The 20,112-nt window shown below is 64.7% G+C and carries 13 protein-coding genes; 4 read left to right on the top strand and 9 right to left on the bottom strand.

The window, feature by feature from the left end:
- From E4V01_RS25835 to E4V01_RS22070, 3 genes are all read left to right on the top strand, one after another.
- A partial coding sequence (locus E4V01_RS25835) for an MBG domain-containing protein (protein WP_193763276.1) occupies window positions 1–619 on the top strand: 619 nt, incomplete at its 5' end.
- 48 nt (window positions 620–667) lie between these two features.
- Window positions 668–1,453 carry a SapC family protein gene (locus E4V01_RS22075; protein WP_060771621.1) on the top strand — a complete coding sequence of 262 codons (786 nt, stop codon included), beginning with the start codon at window positions 668–670 and terminating at the stop codon, window positions 1,451–1,453.
- A complete protein-coding gene (locus E4V01_RS22070) occupies window positions 1,453–2,067 on the top strand; it encodes an invasion associated locus B family protein (protein ID WP_060771620.1) in 615 nt (204 codons plus the stop codon). The genes E4V01_RS22075 and E4V01_RS22070 overlap by 1 nt, the downstream gene beginning before the upstream one ends.
- Window positions 2,068–2,370: 303 nt before the next feature.
- Here E4V01_RS22070 and E4V01_RS22065 read toward each other — a convergent pair whose 3' ends face one another.
- The 7 genes from E4V01_RS22065 to E4V01_RS22035 form a co-directional block, all read right to left on the bottom strand.
- Window positions 2,371–3,753: a hypothetical protein gene (locus tag E4V01_RS22065; RefSeq protein ID WP_135299840.1), complete on the bottom strand. Its 1,383-nt coding sequence runs from the start codon at window positions 3,751–3,753 to the stop codon at window positions 2,371–2,373.
- Between the two features lie 12 nt (window positions 3,754–3,765).
- Window positions 3,766–5,199: a tetratricopeptide repeat protein gene (locus E4V01_RS22060; RefSeq protein WP_153227058.1), complete on the bottom strand. Its 1,434-nt coding sequence runs from the start codon at window positions 5,197–5,199 to the stop codon at window positions 3,766–3,768.
- A 535-nt stretch (window positions 5,200–5,734) separates the two neighbouring features.
- Window positions 5,735–7,111, bottom strand: a complete 1,377-nt coding sequence (locus E4V01_RS22055) for a hypothetical protein (protein WP_135299838.1) — start codon at window positions 7,109–7,111, stop codon at window positions 5,735–5,737.
- Window positions 7,108–13,395 carry an AAA domain-containing protein gene (locus E4V01_RS22050; protein WP_210234761.1) on the bottom strand — a complete coding sequence of 2,096 codons (6,288 nt, stop codon included), beginning with the start codon at window positions 13,393–13,395 and terminating at the stop codon, window positions 7,108–7,110. The genes E4V01_RS22055 and E4V01_RS22050 overlap by 4 nt, the downstream gene beginning before the upstream one ends.
- The gene (locus tag E4V01_RS22045; RefSeq protein WP_135299837.1) at window positions 13,392–14,033 is read right to left on the bottom strand and encodes a 4Fe-4S single cluster domain-containing protein; all 642 of its coding nucleotides are present in this window, start codon (window positions 14,031–14,033) and stop codon (window positions 13,392–13,394) included. Before E4V01_RS22045 ends, E4V01_RS22050 begins: the two co-directional genes overlap by 4 nt.
- Window positions 14,033–15,910 carry an AAA family ATPase gene (locus E4V01_RS22040; RefSeq protein ID WP_245517646.1) on the bottom strand — a complete coding sequence of 626 codons (1,878 nt, stop codon included), beginning with the start codon at window positions 15,908–15,910 and terminating at the stop codon, window positions 14,033–14,035. Before E4V01_RS22040 ends, E4V01_RS22045 begins: the two co-directional genes overlap by 1 nt.
- A 606-nt stretch (window positions 15,911–16,516) precedes the next feature.
- Window positions 16,517–16,765, bottom strand: a complete 249-nt coding sequence (locus tag E4V01_RS22035) for a hypothetical protein (RefSeq protein ID WP_135299835.1) — start codon at window positions 16,763–16,765, stop codon at window positions 16,517–16,519.
- A gap of 860 nt (window positions 16,766–17,625) precedes the next feature.
- Here E4V01_RS22035 and E4V01_RS22030 point away from each other — a divergent pair.
- Window positions 17,626–18,177 carry a site-specific integrase gene (locus E4V01_RS22030; protein WP_060771612.1) on the top strand — a complete coding sequence of 184 codons (552 nt, stop codon included), beginning with the start codon at window positions 17,626–17,628 and terminating at the stop codon, window positions 18,175–18,177.
- 137 nt (window positions 18,178–18,314) lie between these two features.
- Here E4V01_RS22030 and E4V01_RS22025 read toward each other — a convergent pair whose 3' ends face one another.
- Window positions 18,315–18,899, bottom strand: a complete 585-nt coding sequence (locus E4V01_RS22025; RefSeq protein ID WP_135299834.1) for a hypothetical protein — start codon at window positions 18,897–18,899, stop codon at window positions 18,315–18,317.
- A gap of 566 nt (window positions 18,900–19,465) precedes the next feature.
- A complete protein-coding gene (locus E4V01_RS26310) occupies window positions 19,466–19,705 on the bottom strand; it encodes a hypothetical protein (protein WP_245517645.1) in 240 nt (79 codons plus the stop codon).
- Between the last annotated feature and the right edge of the window lie 407 nt (window positions 19,706–20,112).

Genomic DNA, 20,112 nt, shown 5'->3' with positions numbered 1-20,112 from the left:
TGCGACGAGCGGTGTCGGCTCCTACGCGATCGGCCAGGGCACGCTGGCAGCCTCCGCCAACTACGCGGTGACCTATCAGGGCGCCGACCTGATGGTGACGCCACGCTCGATCACGGTTGCGGCCGGTGCGCAGAGCCGCGTCTACGGTGAGGCCAATCCCAGCCTGACGTACCGGGTCGGCGGACGTGGCCTCGTCAACGGCGACAGCCTCTCCGGTGCCCTCGCTACCAAGGCGGACGCCAATAGCGCCCCGGGACAATACATCATCAACCAGGGCTCGCTGACGGCGACGGCAAACTACAGCCTCACCTATCGCGGAGCCGACCTTACAATCACGCCGAGCCCTGCAAGCTTGTCTCGAACGATGATCGCCCAAGCCGCAACAACCTTGGCCAGCACCGTCCAACGCGTTTCCACCGTCACGCAGACGCCGGCCGCATCATGGTTCGCTCCGGCGTCCGGTCTGCTCCAGACCTCGTCGCAAATCATCACCGATCCCCGGTTCGACAAGACCGTCGTCTGCCTCGCCGGCGGATGCTTCGTCGTTCCGCCCCCGACACAACCCGCTGCGCAACCCGGATCAAAGATCCGGCCCCAGGCCAGCGCGGCTGCTCCCTGACGGGCGCGCTGCGCCCGGCCCCTCCGGACAAGACACCGCGAAAGCCCCATGACCTCCCTGCCGCTGTTCTACCGCTCGGTCGTCCCCCTCGACCGAGACGCCCACCGCGCCGGCTACCTCGCCCAGCCGCAGCGCTTCGCCTTCGCGCGCTCCAGCCACATCGTCCCGGCCCTCGCCGAGGAGATCGGCGCCGCTTGCCGGCACCTGCCCGTCGTTTTTCTGCCCGAGAGCCTCGGCCCCGTGCCCGTCTTCCTCGTTGGCGCTGCACCGGGACACTGCGCCCTCATCGACGAGGCCGGCAGTTGGACGGGCCGCTACCTGCCCGCCTACCTGCGCCGCTATCCCTTCATTCTGGGTGAGAGCGAGGGGAGCGCCCCCCTCGTCTGCATCGACGCTGAGACCGATCTCCTTCGCACCGAGCCTGCCGCCGAACCGCCGGAGGCGAGCCCCACCAGCCTGCCGCTGTTCACCGAGGACGGCCAGGAGTCGCCCCTGCTGCAGGAGCGGATCCGCCTCGTCGCCGAGTATGCCGAGGCTGCCCGGCGTACCGCCGCCTTCGGGCGCTTGCTGCAGGATCTCAAGCTGCTGCGCGCCCTGACCATCCAGGTCCAGCATCCCCTCACCGGCCAGAGCCACACCCTGCACGGCGCGCTCGGCGTCGAGGAGGCTGCCCTGGCTGCTCTGCCGGATGACGCCTTTGCCCGGCTCCGAAGAGAGGGCTGGTTGGGGATGATCTACGCCCACCTCGTCAGCCTGCAGGCCGTGGCCGACTTCCTCGTCTCCGCCGTCCCTTCCTCCGCGGCATCCGCCGCTGTCATGCACGGTGCCGCCTGATGCCCCTTTCCCTCCGGCCTCTCTCGTCCGCCATGCGCCCCGCCTTGGCCACCTCGAGCCTGCTCGCTGGCCTCGTCGTGATGGTGCCCATGCCGGTGCACGCCCAATCCTCGCGTGCGAAGCCGTCCGCCGCGGAGGCGGCGCCGGCGGTCCCGTCCGAGCCTGGGTCGACGACGGCCACCTATGGCGATTGGGTGCTGCGCTGTCAGCGGCTGGGCGGGGAGACCGCAGGGCGCGTCTGCGAAGTATCGCAGACGATCCAGGCGCAGGGCCAGACGGCGCCGGTGGCGCAGATCGCCCTCGGCCGCCTGCCCGGGCAGGAGGGCCTGCGCATGACGGTGCTGCTGCCGGCCAACGTGAGCTTCCCGTCGAGCGTGCGGGTGACGGAGGTGAAGGATGCGAAGAACGGCCTGGATCTGGCGTGGCGGCGCTGCATACCCGGCGCGTGCGTGGCGGACACAGCGGCAACGGACGCGGTGCTGAGCGCCTGGCGCAAGGCCGAGGACGCGGGCCGGATCGCGTTCAAGGATGCGGACGGGCGGGAGGTGGCGGTGTCGCTCTCGATGCGCGGGCTCGGCCCGGCGCTGGATGCCCTCGGCAAGGAGAAAATTTGAGCGGTTGTCACGACCGGCGTAGGCACTTGCATCGTGCATTGGCACGAGCGGCTCGTGGCGGGGGCTGTTGCTAAAGCTTCGCTTAAGCGAGATCGGACTTGGCGTCTTTGGGCCTCATGAGCTTCCGCATCCTGTTCGGCGGCGACCTGTACGCCATGCGTCCGCTTCTTCCGTGAAAGCGGACGCATGGCGTTATCGACCCAAATGACCGCAACGGGTCAAACTGTGCCGCATCGCACGCGCGCAAAGAAGCAAGCCTGCGGCGGCATCAGAGTGCGCGCGTGAGCCAATCTACTTAGCGACTTAAAAATCAGATGTAGAGACGCCTGCTCCCGCTCTCACTGGTGCTGCCGTAGGCGCGCTTCCGCTCGATCCCTCAGCGGTCGCAGGCGCCTTCGGCAGGCCTCCCTGCTGTATCATGCGTTGCTCAGCGGCTCCCATCGCGCGTCCAACTGCGTCGGCATCAGCCGCCCAACGTTGACTCCATGCCACGGCCACGACCTGCATCTTCGCCTTGGACCACGGATGCTCACCACGCCACGATAGGATCTCGGTAGCTCCCTTCAACTGAAGGTCGGCAGCCTGGGCTTTGACCTCCTCGTTGAAAGTGTCGAGGTTGTAGCTCTGCGTCGAGCCGTCGCTCATCCCGCGCTTCTCATACGCCTCCCGGGATTTCGTATTGGCCAGCACCCTTTCGCTGACGAACCGCTGGATGGCCGCCATGGCTGCTAAGTTCGCGCGGCTACGGTCGGCCGGCATCAGGCTAGTCTGAGGGGCCACGCCGAAGCCGACGATGACCCGCTCGCCATTCTCGTCCGTGAAAACGCGTGTCCCCATCGTATAGGCCAGCCAGTCCGGGTTTTTGGCTTTGATTGCCTCAAACTGCTGGCGGACGGGTGCCTGCGGCGTCTCTCGCTGTATCGTGAGGGTCGGATTCCAAATCGTCTCCGCGACCCCGGCGAGCTTCGGCGTCCAGATCAGACCAGTGAGGACATGGTACTTGCCCCCATCCTCCCGGCTCGGCCCTTCGCACTGGACAACGGTGAAGGCACCGGAGGCGAACATCTCCGCACTGCGTTCGATGCTCTGATTGATCCGCAACTGCTCAGTGGCGATCGCTGCGCGCTTCTGCGCCTCGGTTCCCCCTGACCATTTGGGATCGAACTTCTTGATCTCGGCGTCGAGAGCCTTGTCCGTGAGGACCAGTGACTTGTCGACGATGGAGAGCTGTTCAACGACCGGTCGCAGGGACGGCGGCGCGTCATCCCCACCAAAGGTCCTGACCGCCGCCGACCGGCTCGACCGCATCGTCGCGCGCATGGCCTCCGCCAACGACTTCCGGGCATTGATCTCGGCATAGCTGAAGGCGGCATTCCGGCCGACGAGCCAATTGCGCGACCCCACCGGTTCGTCCACTGGGGCCTGCTCGTGGGCGACATAGACGAAGTATCCGTTCTTCTTCTCGTTCTTGCCGTCTTCGAGTTTCTCCTTCGCCTTCCAGTCGGCCCAGCATTGTTCAATCGACGGAGGCTGCGCGCCGGCGGATGGGTGCGCTCCACCGTTGAGGGCCGCGGTCGCCTCGGCGTCACCGCCGGGCGCGCTCGTTTGAGCCAGGGCTGCCGCACTGACACCCAGGCACAGCGCGGCGGTCGCGCCGAAGGAAACAAGACGCTTCGCGTTCATCATATTCTTTCCTGTTCAGCGTCGACCGATGCCCCCGAGGGCACCACCCACGAGTCCCATGAACGCGCGAGCCGCCTGCTCATTCTGAAGCCGCTGCTGCTCGGCTTGCCGCTGGCCTTCCATCAGGCGGTCCACCCCCTCGGAGGCCTCGCGATGCCCCAGCCCCGCGGCCCGTTTGAAAAGACGATAGGCTTCCTCCTGCCCCGCCCCCTCGACGCGGCCCTTCGAGATCATCGTCGCCAAGCTGACCATGGCATCCGGATCGCCGAGGTTTGCCCCCTGCCGGAAGCTCGCAAGGGCGCCGGCCAGATCGTTGCGGCCCACCCGGGTGTCGAGAAGCGCCCAGCCATAATTGTCGTAGGCCGCGCGATAATTCTGTCGCATGAGGACCTGTAGCAGCGGCAAGGCTTTCCTGGGCTCCGACGCTTGGTAGGCCCGAGCCAGCTGGTATCGGTAGCGGCGCTCTTCCGGGTACTGTCGGGCAGCCATCTCGCAGGCCTCGACCGCTGGCCCACCCGCGCTTCGCAGGACCTCCCAAGCCACGCCGGCCGTGGTCTTGGGCCGATCAAGGTCATAAGGCCCTGCGGCAAACTGATCACACAGCTCCCCGGCTCGGGCTATCTTAGCTTGCCGCTGCGCCTCAGCCTCCCGCTGGGCGGCCTCTCTTTGCACGCGCTCGACGGCTTCGCGTTTCCCCCGCTCGACGCTTTGACGCCATTCGGTCACGACTCTCCGGTCGACGAGAAGGAGCTTGTCGCCGGTCCGCGGATGAAAGCCGGAATTGTCAAAAAATTCGTAGTTCGAGCCTTCCCGCCAGTACCAAACTCGCGGCTGGCCGGTGACGGGATCGAACCAAGCAACGGTCGTGGGATCGACGGGCTTAGCAGGCCGCTGTTGCCGGGCAGCGCGCTCTTGCTCTTCCTTCCGGACCGTCTGCGACTTCGGCACGCAAACGGTAACCTCGGACTTGATTGAGAGAGAGCCGCCCGCTTCCGTGGTCTTCCGGTTTTCCTCCAGGATCTTCACCCGGACGAAACCAGCGAGGTTCGTCTGCTCAAGCTGCTTGAAGCGCTGCTCGGCATCGCTGTTCACGATTTCCGCACGGTTCTCGCGGGACGACTTTACCTCGACGCCAACAACTTGGCTGATAGCGAGCTGGTTCGTCCGATCGAGAGCCCGCTTTCGTGCGGCGTCCATCTCGGACCAATTGCCGAAGTCTTCGTCGACACTGACTGGAACAGTCTCTTGCCGGGCGCAGTCACTGTCGTCGTAGGCCAAAGCCGGCCCGAGCAGCAGGAGCAGTGCGGTAAAGCTCGCAGGCGTTAGACCACCGTGGAGTCGCCTCGCCGAACTTTTTAAAAGAACCACGGAAGCAATCTCCTCGCCAACCGATCGTCCGAGGCGGCTTCGCGGACGGCCGTCCGCAGCGTCAAAAGACGTGGCAGTCATCGCCCGCGCTCCGACCTTCCAACGCCACATGCCGCACTCGTTGAAATTGTATCCTGCTCCGTCATTAATTCCAGATCGGGGCCGCACCGTCCAGTGATGGACGTGACGAAATGGATCTTTCACCCGGATCAAGCTTTGGTAACCTGAACGACGGTCAAAGATTCTGCGTTGGCTGCCGCAGGCCCTACTCAAAAACGAGTTGGCTGCAATCCTGGGATTGGCCACATGAATAATGCGAGACTCAAGCGGTGATGCAATGGCAATTGTTCATGTGCTATTATAATAAGCCTCAAAGTTTGATTGGAGTTTTTTAAAATACTATGCGTTTTGCTCAACGTACATTTTGCATCAGACCTGCGAATGATATTTCAGTTCGGATTAATTTTAATGTTAATTTTGAACGCTTGCCATATCGAACGCCAGATTAGGTTGTTAAATGCGTCGATGTAGTTCGAAGTATATTGTAATATTCTTCATCCAAGCTGACAATAAGTTCAATATTGATATTGAGGATTATGTGTTTATTTTCTTTATATTAGCTTCGAGGCAGTGCGCGAGTTTGTGGTTTTGTAATTTTGACCTCGGCCGATGGCGATGCGCTTGTCAGGCTGATTGTCTTGACGGCCTGCTCACCTGCGGGAAGGGCGCGTTCAATTTCGACATGGCCGCCATGATCCGCCAAGACCGAACGAAGTTCGTCAAATTGCCCACACCAGATTGTTTCTTGATCTTTATCGCGATTGGCATTTTGCGGACTGGACGGCCGGTCAGAACCGACTAACCGGGCTTGCATGCGCGATGCATCGGCAGGAGCCGCGAATTCTACACCGTAATCGTCAGTGCCGGGGCGCCGTACGACAATGCGACCCTCCTTCGCCCAAGCCGCTTCCATTCCCTCCCGAACCTCGTAGCCGAGCGATGCCAGCCCTCCGAGCACAGCCCGCCGCCGCGCTACAGCAGAGACCTGCCGACGCCCTTCCTCGAGCAGCGTCTCCCCGTCAGTGACGCGCGCCCGCATCTTCGCGACATTTCTATCGGTGATCGCAGCATCGAGTTGAATGCTGCATGCATGCCCCCTTTCGGAAGACAGTGCAGCCAACTCAGCGCGAACTTGCATCGCTTTAGCGGTGGCAGCTTCGATGGCGCGTTCGTCTCGCAGGCGCCGTGCAGCCTCAAGAACGAGCGAGTCTGTCAGGAGGGCACGTCGGTCCGCCGAAGGCTCGGCGGAAATCGAGATCGCTCGCGCAGTCAGATCGGTGATGTCGACAAGTGTCGCGCACGTGCTCAACTCCGAGAGCAACCCGTCGAGCCGTTCCGCCTGAGGGTCAGATTGCGCATTCTCCTCGAGCCATTGAGCGAAAGCCGGGATAGGACCGCCGGCATTGAGCCGGGCTGCGAGGTCACTCTGGCCGGAGGATTGCGTCTTCGGCTGGCCTTGTACCAGCGTGGCGATGCTGGCCTCCACAGTACGCTGCATGGCATCCAAGTCAGCACCTGTGGCCGTCATCGCGCCTTCGATTGCAGCGGTGAGGGCTACCGGCACCGGTTGCCCGGCCTTGGCCAACGAGGCCGCGATCGAACGGGCCGCATCGAGCGTTCGCCGCTGCCGCGAACGTTGGGCCGCTTCGGCGGCGACCGCTTCGCTTCTCAGACGTTCGCCTTCGAAGCGGAAGTGTTCGATCGCTTGGGCTGCGTCCTTCTGAAGATCGACCCATTGCTCCGAGCGAAACATTGCTTCGAGGGTAGCCCGTCTCGCCGCCACCTGCGCCTCAAGGGCAGAGCTTGCCAGTCCGAAGCGATTTGCGCTGCGGAGCAGGTCGGCGGCGGCCTCGCCTACGAGCAAAAGCCAGCGCCGGCAGGTCGCTTCCAATTCCTCTCGAGTCACGACTCTGACGACCTTGGGACCGCTCATTCCGCCGCCTCCCTCACAATGGCTGTCGCAAGAGCCTCCCGAAGCCTTGCCCGCTCAGCTTCCGGCCGGCTGTACCAAGCGCTCGATGAGACGCGGTGCGTGCGCGGTACGGCGCGACCCAGCACCTTGGGCCGCCAGACTTCGCGGGCTCTCGCCTTTTGGAGGAGACGGTGGCGCGGGGAGTCGCATTCGATCCCGAGGCCGAAAAGACCTGTCCGTGGATCGACGATCGCATAGTCTAAGCCGAAGACGTCGGTTTCGTCAGCGGACGGTACCGGCTCGTAGCCGAGTTCGCGGATGTATCGCCCGACGGCCTGAGCCAATCCGTCGTGCTGGACAGCGCCGATTTTGCTCTTGCCCTGGCCCGGTGCGAGGCGCGTTTGTAGCGCCCGTGCGGCGGCGACGTCTCCGGATGCCATCTTCGCCGCGTAATCGAGATAGGCTTGAAGAAAGTCGCGGGGCTTGTGCGGCACGCGCCCAGCTGCGTGCCAGTCCGAGATTTCGCTGAACGGCATCGAGGTCACGACGACGATCTTCTCCCGGGCGCGCGTGACCGCGACATTGAGCCGTCGCTCGCCACCCGTCTGGCCGAGGACGCCGAAGAACCGGCGAAAGGCTCCCCGACGGTCACGGCCGAACGTGGTGCTGAAGACGATCCAATCGCGCTCGTCGCCTTGGACGTTCTCAACGTTCTTGACGAAGAAGCCCATGTCTTCGCCGCCCTGATTCCGTTCGCGTTCGGCCTTCAGCGCGGCGAGGAAGGTCGGGTCCGCCCCGGCGCGCTCCTCGATCTTGTCGGTGACGAGGTCGGCCTGCTTCTTATTGAAGGTCACGATGCCGATGCTCGGCCTCTCCGCGAAGGGAGCTGACCAAACTTCAGCCAAGAGCTCGACCAGGCGGTCCGCCTCCTCCGGGTTCGTCTGCGCGTCATAGACGCCGTCGGCCCGGAGTACCTCGATCGGCTTGCCGCGACGGATCTCCTCGTCGGGGTGCCGGGCGGGAACGCTGAGGCGGTTGCCGTAGAAGGCACCGTTCGAGAAGCCGATGAGCTCGCGGTAGGTCGATCTGTAGTGGATCTGCAATGTGGTGGCCGGCAGGCATCCTCGCGCAAGCTGCAGGAGGTCCGGGCACGCGGTGACGTCTTTCTTGTTCCAGGCATCTTCGAGCGCCGAGCGTTCGGCCTCGGTGGCCGCTTCATCGGGCTGCTCGTCGATCTCGTCATCGTCCTCCTCCTCCGCTCTTCCAGAGAAGAAGGCGCTCGGCGGCATCTGCTTCTCGTCGCCAGCGACGACGACCCGTCGCCCGCGGAAGAGGGCAGGCACGGCCTGCTCGACGGGGATTTGTGACGCCTCGTCGAAAATCACGAGGTCGAAAATGCCGGGCTTCAGGGGAAGTAGGCGGCTCGCCACATCGGGCCCCATGAGCCAAACCGGCCGCAGGCGCATGAGTCCGAGGGCTTCCCCCTTCTCGAAGGCGCCCCGAAGGCTCATCGGGCGCGGACCCCGTAGAGCCGTCACGACATTCCAATCCGCTTGGCGGCCGATCGAAGCCGGATCGATGCCGTGAGCCAGCACCTTTCGGTTCAGATCCCGCATCTCCGTATCGAGCCGCGCCAAGTTTGCGACCTTGCGCCCCGTCTCGGCCATGTCGACCGAGAGTTCCGGATGCTCCGTCTCGATGCGCGTTTTCCAACCGAGCAAAGCCTCACGCCGAAGGGTTGCTCGCACCACTTCGTCGAGTGCTCCGGCCGGGGCGCGATTCAACACATCCGCGTGCGGCCGCAGAGCAGAAAACGCGGCGAGGCTTTCCGCGTCGAGCGCCGCCGCCCGCGTCCGGAAGCGCTGGAAGGCTGACAGCGTCGGCAGGGCTGCCATGATCGCTTGCACCGTTTGCGGCATGGAGCCGCCCCGACGGATGGCATCGATACAGCGTGTTGTCAGTTCGTCACTGAACGACGCTGCCAACGGCTCCAGGGCTCTGAGGCTCGCCTCGCGGGCGGCATGGCGTCGGAAGGCGGACTGGTAGCCGATTGCCAGAGCATGAAGGGCCGAACCGGAGGCGGACTCGATCACGTGCTCGGCGTCTGCGCGTCGCGGGCAGGACAAGGCCGCCTCGGAATCCTTCGCAGCTTCCCTGAGGGACGACGCGATGGCTGTTGTCTCGTCCCGTAGAGATTGCAGCGGTGCCGGTGTCGAGGCTGGCGCCAGCCCGAGGGTCGAGCGCAGGCTGTCGAGGCGCTTGCGCAGCGGCCTGACTATGACTTCCCGCGCCGTTGCCGCCGCAAGAGCCGAGAGGCCGGGTTCGTCGCCCGCCTGTCCGAGACCGATCAAGTAATCGCGGCAGGACTTCCTGAGGCGTCGCCGACGCGGCCTCAGCCTGCCGAAGAACCCGACCGGAGCCGTCGCCTCTCGCGCCTCGGCAGATCGGATCTGCAATTCCTGATCGGAGAGCGCGGCCACCGGCTCGAAGAGCTTGCCTTCTGCTTGGGCCGGCGCTGCATTCTGCAAGTCGGAGGCGAGGGCCGCGAGATCGCGGGCGATGCGGTTGCCGGGCGTCTCGTTTCCCGTCTCGCTCTTGAACAGCGGAAACCACGCACGAAGCCGCTCACGGCGTTCGTCGGTCATGGCAGCCAAATGCCGAGCCCCGGTGTCGAGCCAGGCTCGATGGGGAGTGGGATCCTCGATCTCGAAGGAGGGAGGCAAGTCGGCGAGCAGGGCTTCGCGGGCTTCCTCCGCCGCACCGAAGCTGGCGAGGGCCACCTGGAATTCCGTGATCGTCGCGTGATCGACTGGGAACGGCTTCAACGCTGCCAGGGCGCTGCCCTCGAAGGCCGACGCGAGCCACAAGGACGCGTGGGGCCCACATTCCTCTTCCAGACGCGCCACGGCAACGGCTCCGACGTTCGCCAGCATACGGCGCAGGTGAGGAGCATCGATCGCGAGACCGTCTTCTTCGATCGCGAGAAGCTCGCCCAACATCTGGCGGTAAGTCAGGCCCGCCGCATCATCCACGACGTGGAGGGTCTCGTGTCCGCGGTCGAGATCCTTTTCAACGAACTCGATGCGTGCCGCCGTGGTATCCCGCTGCTTCCGTAGGGCGGCAAAAGCTTCGACAGCGCCGGCAGCTAGGGCCGCAACCTGATCTCGCAGCGCACGGAAAATGCCCTCGCGGTCGCGGTTGATATCGTTGACCATGAAAAGGCGCTCTCCGAGCCCCTCCGCGTCCATCCGCTTTTGCACCACCTTGAGCGCCGCCTGCTTCTGGCAGACGACCAGAGCGGTCTCACCGCGCCCAATGACGTCAGCCAGGATGTTGACTATCGTCTGGCTCTTGCCGGTTCCGGGCGGTCCCTCGACGAGGAGGCCTGGCGCCAGCCGCGATGCGAGAACCGCCGCGTCCTGCGACGGGTCGCCTTCCGCCGTGCCGAAGCGGTCACGTTCTGGCACGGGGTCCGGTTCGAGAGCTGCGGGCGTGCCGGAGACCCTGAGAGCGGGATCCAGGGCCGTCCCGGCCACGGGCTGGGCGCGCAGCTGGCGGAGATCCTCGACGAGCGATTGACCGGCAAACTCGGCGTTGAACAGCACTGCCGAAGGACACAACGCCATGGGCACCGCAGGAACCGCATCCTTGCCCGGCAAGCGGGTGAGGGCGTGTCCCTGTGGTTCAGCGAGATGGCCAAACCCATCCATTGCCTCGCCAAGCCGCAGAGCGGGCCGCTTCAAGAGGTCTTCGGCTGCCGAACGCCATTGCGCGAAGGCCTCTTTGCCGAGGAGCCCTTCGAGTGCTGGATTGAGCCGCACCTCCTCACGCCCACGGTCGAAGGCCAGACTTGCCGTTTGACCCGCACCGCTCGGCAGATCGATCGATACCGGCCACAGCAGAATGGGCGCGATGCGCGGCTTGGTGTTGGTCCGTCCGGGACGCATGTCGCGGGCGTGCAGTATCGGAAAGCCAAGATACCGTCCGTCGATGCCCGTATCGCGAACGAAGGTCTGGGCGTAATTGACGAGGTGACGAAGGCGGTACGCGATGTTCTGATCCGCTGTCAGAGCGTCGGGATCGATCGGCGTCGCGGCTTCGCCCCGAGCCAGGATCTGGTTCAGCAGCGCCTCGGCCGGGCGCGAGCCTGATCCAAGTTCCATCAGGTCGAGCCTGGGCGTGGTCTTGCCCAGCACGAAGCGGACGAGTGGACCACGGCCCACCGTGGCGGAGAGCCGCTTCTCGAAGACGTCCATCAGTTTGGCGACGTATTGCTGCCGCGGGGGCTCCTTCCACTGGTTTTCGGACACCGCCAGCAGGGTCGCCGCCCGCGCCAGCGGCATCCTGCGTTCGACTCGATAAGCATCGGCCCACTCGTCGATCGCGGGATTGCCGCAGCGGGCGAAATTGGCGATGCGCGCATCGACCGCCGTGAAGATCTCGCGCCGAGAGGCAGCAAGCGTTGTGCGCAGTGCAGCCTCATCCGTCGGTATGCCAGCCGAAGCAGCGGCCGTTCGCGTCGCTTCGACCAGCGCCTCCATCGGCACGAACTGATGGAGAGCCGCGCTGATGAGGATGATCACGTCCTCGTCGCTAAGCCGGGACCGCTCGACGAGCATGGCGAGGCCGGCATGGTCCGTGTCGGGAAACAGGACGCGTCTCGCCTCACGCTCGGCGTCCAGATTGGCCCGCGATGTTGCAAGCAGCGCGACGCGAGCCCGATCTTCGTCGAGTTCGACCTCAAGACGTTGGGCGCGCTCCCGGACGGCGGCCGCACGGGCTCTGAGGCGGGGAAGCCATGCCTCGCGCCCGAGCCGTTCCAGGTGTCTCGGTGCATCGCCGGTCACCAGAACATAGCCCTGCTCTGGATGCGCCATCAGCCAAGCGGGGGTGACGATCTCGCCTCGGACCGACAACGGCAACGCCGGGTTCATGGCCATCATGGCGATCGCGTGCCGCAGATCCGTGTCGAGGCCGTCGGCCGTCGAAGCACTCCTGACCAGCGAGAGGATGCGCGCATCCTCCTTGCGCTCTGCCAGCCACGTCGCCGTGGTCCCGTTGGCCGTCAGTGTCGCCGCTTCCTCCCAATGGCCAGCTTCGGCCGCCGCGAGCGCGAACGTCGCCGGGTCGGTAAAACTCCGACCCGCAAGACGGATGACGGGCCCCGCCCGCTCATCGGTTTCAGACGTGTCCTGTAAGGGCGGTGAGGGCGCGGCCCCATTGAGCCACGCGCTGACCTCCCGGCCTCCCCAGCGTCGGTTCGGGTCGCGGACGAGCAAACCTCGGAGGAGCGTCCTGATCTCACCGTCGATTGTGTCGGGCAGTGAAATGCCGCGCGTGACGACATGCAGTCGGAATGCGAGGTCTTCGGTCCCGGCGAAGCACGCCCCGCGCGTCGCCTGTTCCAGGACGATCATCCCCAGCGACCACCAATCCGACGCAGCGCTCACCGCGCCGACAATGGCCTCGGGGGCGGAGTAGCGGGACAATTCGAGCGGCGCGACCTGTTCCAGATCGAAGTCCGACAGCCTTGCCGAGCCCCATCCCGTGACGACGAGATCGAAGCTTTCGGGATCGCGGATAAGCACGGTCGCCGGCCGCAGGTCGCGATGCCGTAATCCTGCTTCGCTGAAAGAGTGCAGGGCCCGACCAAGCTCATCGATGGCCGTGCGCAGCCTTTCCGGCTCCAACCATCCCGCGGCGGCGAGCGAGCCGTTGGGCATGGGCTCGACCGCCTCGAAGGTACGCCCGGCGATGCGTCCTGTCGCGAGAAGCTCCGGGACGTGGTCGGTGGGCAGGCGCCGCAGGGCCTCGTGTACGGCGGGGTCGGGCTCGCTCCCCGCGTGGTAGTGGACGATCCGGGCCGGACGGCCATCGGCTTCCCGCACGGCGTCGTAGACATCCCAAGGACCCGTTGCGGTCCCCGCTGCCGCTCGACGGATATCCCGAAAACCCTCGAAGGCGGGGGAGTCTACTTCCTCGATGGGCCGATCGGGCTCTGGAGCAGGTTCCGGATCGCTGAGGTGGTCCTCCGCGATCTCGCCGCCGCAGACCATGCACATCTGGTCCCCAGGCTCCACTGGATGACCGTTGACGCAGCAAGGCGTCGACGCGACGGGCCGCGGTTCCGGCGACGGGGGATCGACTATGGGCGTAGGCTGCTGAGAACTGCCAGTGGGGCGCAATTCTTCATCGCCAATGTAGTAGTGGCAATTCTCGCAGGTGATTTCCGACGGAGGGCGCTCACTGCCACAAGAGGGGCAGACGCGGACGATCACGGTAAGATAGCTGGTCGTATCGGTCACCGCACGTCCTCTGTCGTCGCCGCTGAATGACCGGCGGCTTTCAGCGCCGCAGCAAGCTTTACCATGTCGCCCGGTCGCGGAATGCCGACCAGGAACGCGTCACCGGTGTCGTCGTCGAAGAGCACGTCGAGAGCGCGCGCTCCGGCAGGCAAGGGGGCCTCATAGGCCGAGAAGTGCTCCACGCCCCGCGCGGTCAGAGGCACAAGACGTTGGTTATCGCTGCCACGAAGCGCGAGCGTCTGTGGGGCATCGCGCACGAACGGGTCCGCGATGATGGCATCGATCAGGCCACCGAGTTTAGACAGCTCGGGCTTCAAGTCCTCGAAGGCGCGCCCGGAATAGACGAGGACATTCCCGCCGCCGAGCCGGTCCCAGCCGCGTAGGAGCGCGGCGAGCGCTTCAGGCTGCTCGAACGGTTCGCCGCCCGATACCGTCAGGCCATCTGCCACCGACACGGTTCGTGCGAGCGCATCCAGCACATCGGCAACCGTCGTCATGCCCTTACCGACCGCCCAGGTATCCATCGACACGCAGCCGGGGCACCGGATCGAGCATCCCTGAAACCAGACGCCGACTCGCTGACCGGGGCCGAGCGTCGTGATGGGAAAATGGATGCGGGAGAACGCCAGGGCAGTCATCAGCTCGGCATCCCGGATCGGGTGAGCTCAATGACCGTCCCGCCCTCGGGGTGCACATGAAGCGCAGTGACGCTGAAGGCGTCTCCAGGGGCGGCATCGCGATCGAACAGGGCTCGGGCAAGCGGGCTGATCAATCCGCTTTCGACCTTGTTGCGAATGCCACGACCGCCATTGGACAGATCGGAGAGACAAGCCTGCCTCAAGGCAGCGCGGGCATCGTCGGTGATGGTGACAGCGATGCCCTGATCCGAAGCGATCCCGCGAAGTACGTCATCGACTTGACCCTCGAAAATCAATTCGGCGATGTCGGGTCTGATGAAGTCGAAGACCAAAATATTATCGCCGATCCTGTTCAGAATCTCGGGGCGATTCAGAACGAGCTTGAAATGCCGGTCGATCTCCGCCCGTACCTTCGACTGGACATCGAAGAAGGCGTCCTCGGCCGTGACGTTTGCCACACGAGATCCATCGGCTTCCAGGCGATAGATGCCGAGGTTCGACGTGAAGATGATAAACGCCTCGGAGAAATAGACCCGATCGCCGCGGCCGCTGGTGAGCACCCCGTCGTCCAGCACCTGCAAGAACTTGTCGAGGATGCGCGGATGCGCCTTCTCGATTTCATCGAAAAGCACAACCGAGAACGGTCTTTCGCGGATCGCATTCGTGAGTTCGCCACCGACGTCGTAGCCGACATAACCCGGTGGCGCCCCGATCAGGCGCTGGTCGGAGTGCTCTGCTGAGAACTCGGACATGTCGAAGCGGATATACGCCGTCTCGTCGCCGAAAAGCAGGCTTGTGAGTGCCTTCGCGAGTTCAGTCTTGCCTACACCGGTCGGGCCAGCGAGGAAGGCCACGCCGCGAGGGCGGCTACCGCGCCGGGGCGCTCCCACTCCTGTGACCGCGCGCTTGACGATATCGAGCATGTGCGTGACGGCATGGTCCTGGCCTTTGACGCGCGCCTGGAGCGTCGCCGTGCCGTTGCGAACCTTCGTGCGATCGATCCGTCGCCAGGGATCTTCGCTCACACCCACCTTGTAACGCCGGACGGCGTCGCCGATCGCAGCAAGGCCAATGCCCTCGCTTCGGGCGAGTTGCGCGATGGCGGACATGTCGACCAACAGCATCCCGTCCGTGCCATCGACGAAGGCACCTACGGCGGCCTCCTTCTCGTCCGCGCGCGCATCGGCATGGCCAGCGAGGCTTCTCAGCAGGACCCGGGCAAGAACACCGCGCGCGAGATTGTCTGGTTTGCCGACCGGGATGTGCCTAATGCGGGGATTGTCGATCAAAAACCAATCCGGCAGGTCGCCTTCCTTGTCGACGACCCAGACAACGGAGTTGAAGAACGGGCGCGGCGGCGTTCCAATCGGCCGGGAGCGCACGACGTGGGAGGCGACGAGCGCCTGCATGAAGGCTTGATGCTCCGCCGCGCTCAGGACGTCGTTGCGAATGATCAGTCTCGACGCGAAGTCGATCAGCAGAGCGATCGGCTCACCGGATCTGGCCGCGATTCGCGCGAGTGTCGCCGCGAGCAGCTCGATCCCGGCGGGTGCATGTCCCTGCGCATCTGTCTGCAGGCCCAGCGCCGCCATCGCGTTCAAGGCAGCTTGGGGCTCCTCCCCAGGCGCCAGCAGAGGGCGAAAGCCGGTGACGGGGTCGAAGTAGAGCACAACGGCGAAGCCCGCTTCCCGCAGTTCGCTCCGTAGCGCCGCCGTGAGCGAGACAGGGACAGACGCTCCCGGCGTCACATCCGACAGCTGATGATCCCGGACATTGCCGGATACGACGAACTGCGGCTTGAGCGGGAGAAAGCGCCGTAAGTCACGCAACCAGCGTGGCTTTTCTGTTGCTGGCGCAGCCAAGACCGGATTTGTCACTCGTTCCCGCTCTGCTGCGCCGACATGGCTGACCTATGGTTGCGAGCATCTACGTGACGGGATGCCTGTCAAGGACCGTAGAGCAACAGTTTCCGGCAACCTGAAATTGGCGCTACTCACGCGATTAGGTACCATTTGGCGTCATTGGGTTCGACAGGAGCCGGAGTACATCTACTAAAGCCAACAAGCCGATATGTTGCTAGATACGGCCTGCGGATCTCCTTTTTTAGCGATCACAACTTTGCCCCTCCGCATCCGTCATCGCCACGGCGCCAACCAGCTTGCGGCCGAGTTTCCTAGTTTGCAAGCCCGAGGCGGTATGCCGTCGTAGATGGCAAGGCAGGCTGCGTATCGCCGCTTCTGCTAAACCGGCGGCTTCGACGGCTACGAGGGGCGCATGCCGCTCAATCCGGACGAGAAACCCTCCAATCGTATTCCAATGTGACTTCGAGTTCTGCCTTCTGCTTGACCGTGCTGGTGGAGCACGCTCCGTTTATTGACATACGCGAGCGTCCAGCCGAGGTCTGTCGGTTTACGGGAGCATGTTCGCCCCCGTTCAGCAAGCAGGGCACATGTTCTCATGTTCTCAGAATGGAGCCGATTACGTCAGGGCTCTGTACAGAGCGCTTCAGCCTCCCGCTTATGCGTGATGCCATCGTATCCTGGGCAGCCGGTGAGCGCGCCGTCGCGGATCTCGCGCACGGCGAACAGCAGCAGCAAGGTAGCCAGCAGCGTCAAGACGGCCCAGGCAGCGAGGTCCGATAGGCGCTCGCTTGGCAGGAGCATGTTGGCAGCGCGACGCAGCCGCTGCCGGGACCGGCGAGGGTGCGAAGAGGAGCGGCGGCTCTCGGACATCGGCTGGGCTCTGCAGGTAGAGGGGTACGACAGGGATCAGCCGAGCCAGCCACCAACCATCATGGCGAACAGGTAGGTGACCAAGACGAGGGCGACGCACACGGCGAAGCTTTCAGGGGTCGGCTCTCGCCTCATCGCGGCGCCAGCCGCTCCAACGGAGGCTCGTCGAAACCGACCTCAGTTGCGGCCCCGGAGCGGTCATCCCACGACAGCGTCGTGCGATGTCGGTCGCCCGCGTTGGACATCACCATCCATCTCGCGGTGATATCCAACGCGGGGAAGCAGCTTTGCATGAGAGGAGACCGCACTAGCAGGTGCGTTGGATATCTTCTCGCGTCGAATACCGCATGCTCACCAACGCCTTAGCACTGCGTTGGATATCACGCGCGGCTCGGCGAGCGCGGCCGGCGCAGCGATCAGAGACAGTCGCCGAAAGCATAGAATCGCGTGCGATGGCACACATTGATCTTTACGCAGCCTCTCACCGGCGCTACACAAGCATCATCGCGTCGAACAGAATTGCCAATTCTGTCGCACCTTGATCAATAACGTCTTTTTAGCTTGCAGAGGCCTAGCAGGCTGCGGTACAAGCGCGGCTGTTGCATCCCGCCACAGAGCGCGCCAGGCGCCTCCAAGGCGGCGCCGAACAAAATTGGCAATTCTGGTCACACAGGCACGGGCTGCACTGCCGCGTGCGAGGACGCGCCGCCATGGCCCACACACCAGCTCCATCCGGCTTGTCGGGCCGACCGTCACGGCTGCATGATCGGCCACCCGGCCGGGCTGTTTCCCACCGCGTTGCCAATCCCACGGGAAGCGCGGAGAGGGACCGCTCCACTCGCCGCCCCGGCCCCTCCCGCATGTCGCTTCACACCGAGCAGGGTCGGCGCAAGTATCTCACGCCTGACGAGCGGGCCCGCTTCCTCGCAGCCGCATCCCGTCAGCCACCCGAGACCCTCACCCTCTGCCTCGTGCTGGCATGGACCGGGTGCCGCATTTCCGAGGCCCTAGCCCTCACCCACGCCGATCTCGACCTAGCAGGCGGCATCGTCAGCCTGCACTGCTTAAAGAAGCGTCGAACGGGCGTCATGCGTGACGTGCCGGTACCCGAGGGCGTGATGGCTATCCTCGACTTCGTGCACGACATCGGACCGTCGGAGCAGCAGCTCTGGCCGATCAGCCGCAGTACCGCCTGGCAGCGGGTCAAGGCGGTGATGCGAGAAGCCGGTGTCGCCGCCTCGGCCGCCTCGCCGAAAGGCCTGCGCCACGCGTTTGGCGTCCACGCGCTGCGCTCCGGTGTGCCGCTCACCCTGCTGCAGCGCTGGCTCGGACATGCGAGCCTATCGACCACCGCGATCTACGCTGACGTGCTGGGAGCCGAGGAACGCGAGATCGCCGCCCGGATGTGGTAGCGCTTTTGCCGAAGAACCGCGCTCCGTCGCACCCTTCGGAGGCGGCGCGGCGGGAACGTGGGCTGAGTCATGCCGAGCATCGCGCGATCGGCATCGCCGCTCGATTAGTCCGGTCGCGGGTTCTGAGCGATCCGAGTCTACTTGTCGGACGCCGCCCGTTTCCGTACTCGATGCCGGCGTTGCCGCTCCGCGGGCGTCATCGCGGTCGCCCCGAGCGCCCGACGCCCCGGTCTTTTCATCGTCGGCGCAACGGGAAGGCCCTCGCCCTCCAGTTGTCGGATCCAACGCATGATCACGCCGGGCGTCAATTCGTCCGGCCGCGTCATCATCAGCAGCACCACGGCCGAGAGCTTCGGGGCCTTCGTATCACGGCTCAGGCTCCGCATCAGCCACAACACGCCGGTGAGGCCGTACTCCCGGTAGGCACGCCGATGATAGACGACGACGAACGGCCAGCGCTGTCGCTCGCGATAAGTCGCGATGTTGGCTGTGACCGTGACGCTCTCTATGCCGGGAGGGGCCGAAACTGAGTCTTCACCCCTCTGGAGGATCGACGCTCTCTTCCTGAGCCGGTTGGCCACGGCTCGCCTGTATCGTTCGCAGATCGGGTCGATCCGCTCCTTCAGGTGGCGCGCGTACTCCGATCGCATTTCGTCACAAAGGCTCTCCAGCCCGTTCTTCGTCACCGCATCGCACCGGAACGGCTTTATCGTGCCAGACAAGATGGCCAGTCTCCCTAAAAGCGAGCGCCGCCCATCTTTTGTGACCGATTCCGTGACGGGGCGCCAGGGCTGCCGCCGACCCTTTTCGTGATGCAATGCGTGACAGATCTCGGGTTCCGGCGCTGCGGCCGACACCGAAGTTTCGTGACGATATCGTCACGCGCTCGCACCCGACCGGATGATCGCTGTCGTCCTGCCCGCTGACCGTCGCGGGTCGGCAACAAGCGGCTTCGCCTAGCTGTAGGGTCGATGAGGCACGCGAAACGGGCGCGATCGGTTGCCCCGTCGCACCCGCGGCTCGCACTTGCCATAGGCCGAAGGATGGGCATTCGCTACGCGGCGACGTGGTACAGGCCGAGGACGTCCTCGATGGTGTCGCGCCTTGCCGATGTCACGCCACGGGCGCGACGGGTCTCATTCCGCAGGATGTCGTGGACGTCGTCCGGTCGTTCGGCCCAGGCGTCGCGAGCAGATCGAGCAGGACGGCCTCCAAACGCTGCCTCACCGCGATGTCGCCGTGACCGCCGCGGTGATCGCGCACCTCCGGCTCGGTGACCGTGTCGCGATCAGGACCGAACGCGTCGAGGTCGGGAACACCACATCACCCCCTGGCCCCCCAGGATCAGCGACGCGCAGATGGTCGGGGTCGGTGTACAGTGCTGGCAGGGCCGCCTGATCGTAGATCGTGGTGAGGCTCGGATCGATGCCACGGCGGGATCGTCGCGGGCGAGGTCGATGACGTGGCGGGTGACGCGCTTGGGATCGTCGGCGTTTTCGGTGAGCGCCTGCGCGTCGGCGATCAGCACGAAATAATCGTGGCGTGCTGGAGGATGACGCGATCGCGCTGGCTGCCGCAGAACTGGCCGAGATGCAGCGGTCCGGTCGGGCGATCGCCCGTGAGAATAGCAAGACACGGGTGAGTAGGGATATCAGACACGGATGGTTCGCCTAACGGGAGCCGCAGTGTCGGGAGAGCTATCGTGATTGCGAACGAGCCTGCCGAACGACAGCGGTAGACTCGTCCGCTTGGGATGACATTCGGTAGCGCGCCTGGAAAGGAGCGCCACTCGAGATCGCAGGATGTCGCGGCCAGGAACGTCTTGGCCGCGTTGCCTCATATCCGCTGCCGTGAGGCCAGGGCCGTTGCTTCAACGGCGTCAGCAGCGGGAAGCATCGACGGCAGCTCTGCCCACGGCGGATCGCGTCGCGGGCA

Origin of the sequence: Methylorubrum sp. Q1 (assembly GCF_004683995.1) — a bacterium.
Lineage (GTDB): Bacteria > Pseudomonadota > Alphaproteobacteria > Rhizobiales > Beijerinckiaceae > Methylobacterium.
This window is presented reverse-complemented; position numbering and strand designations above follow the sequence as displayed.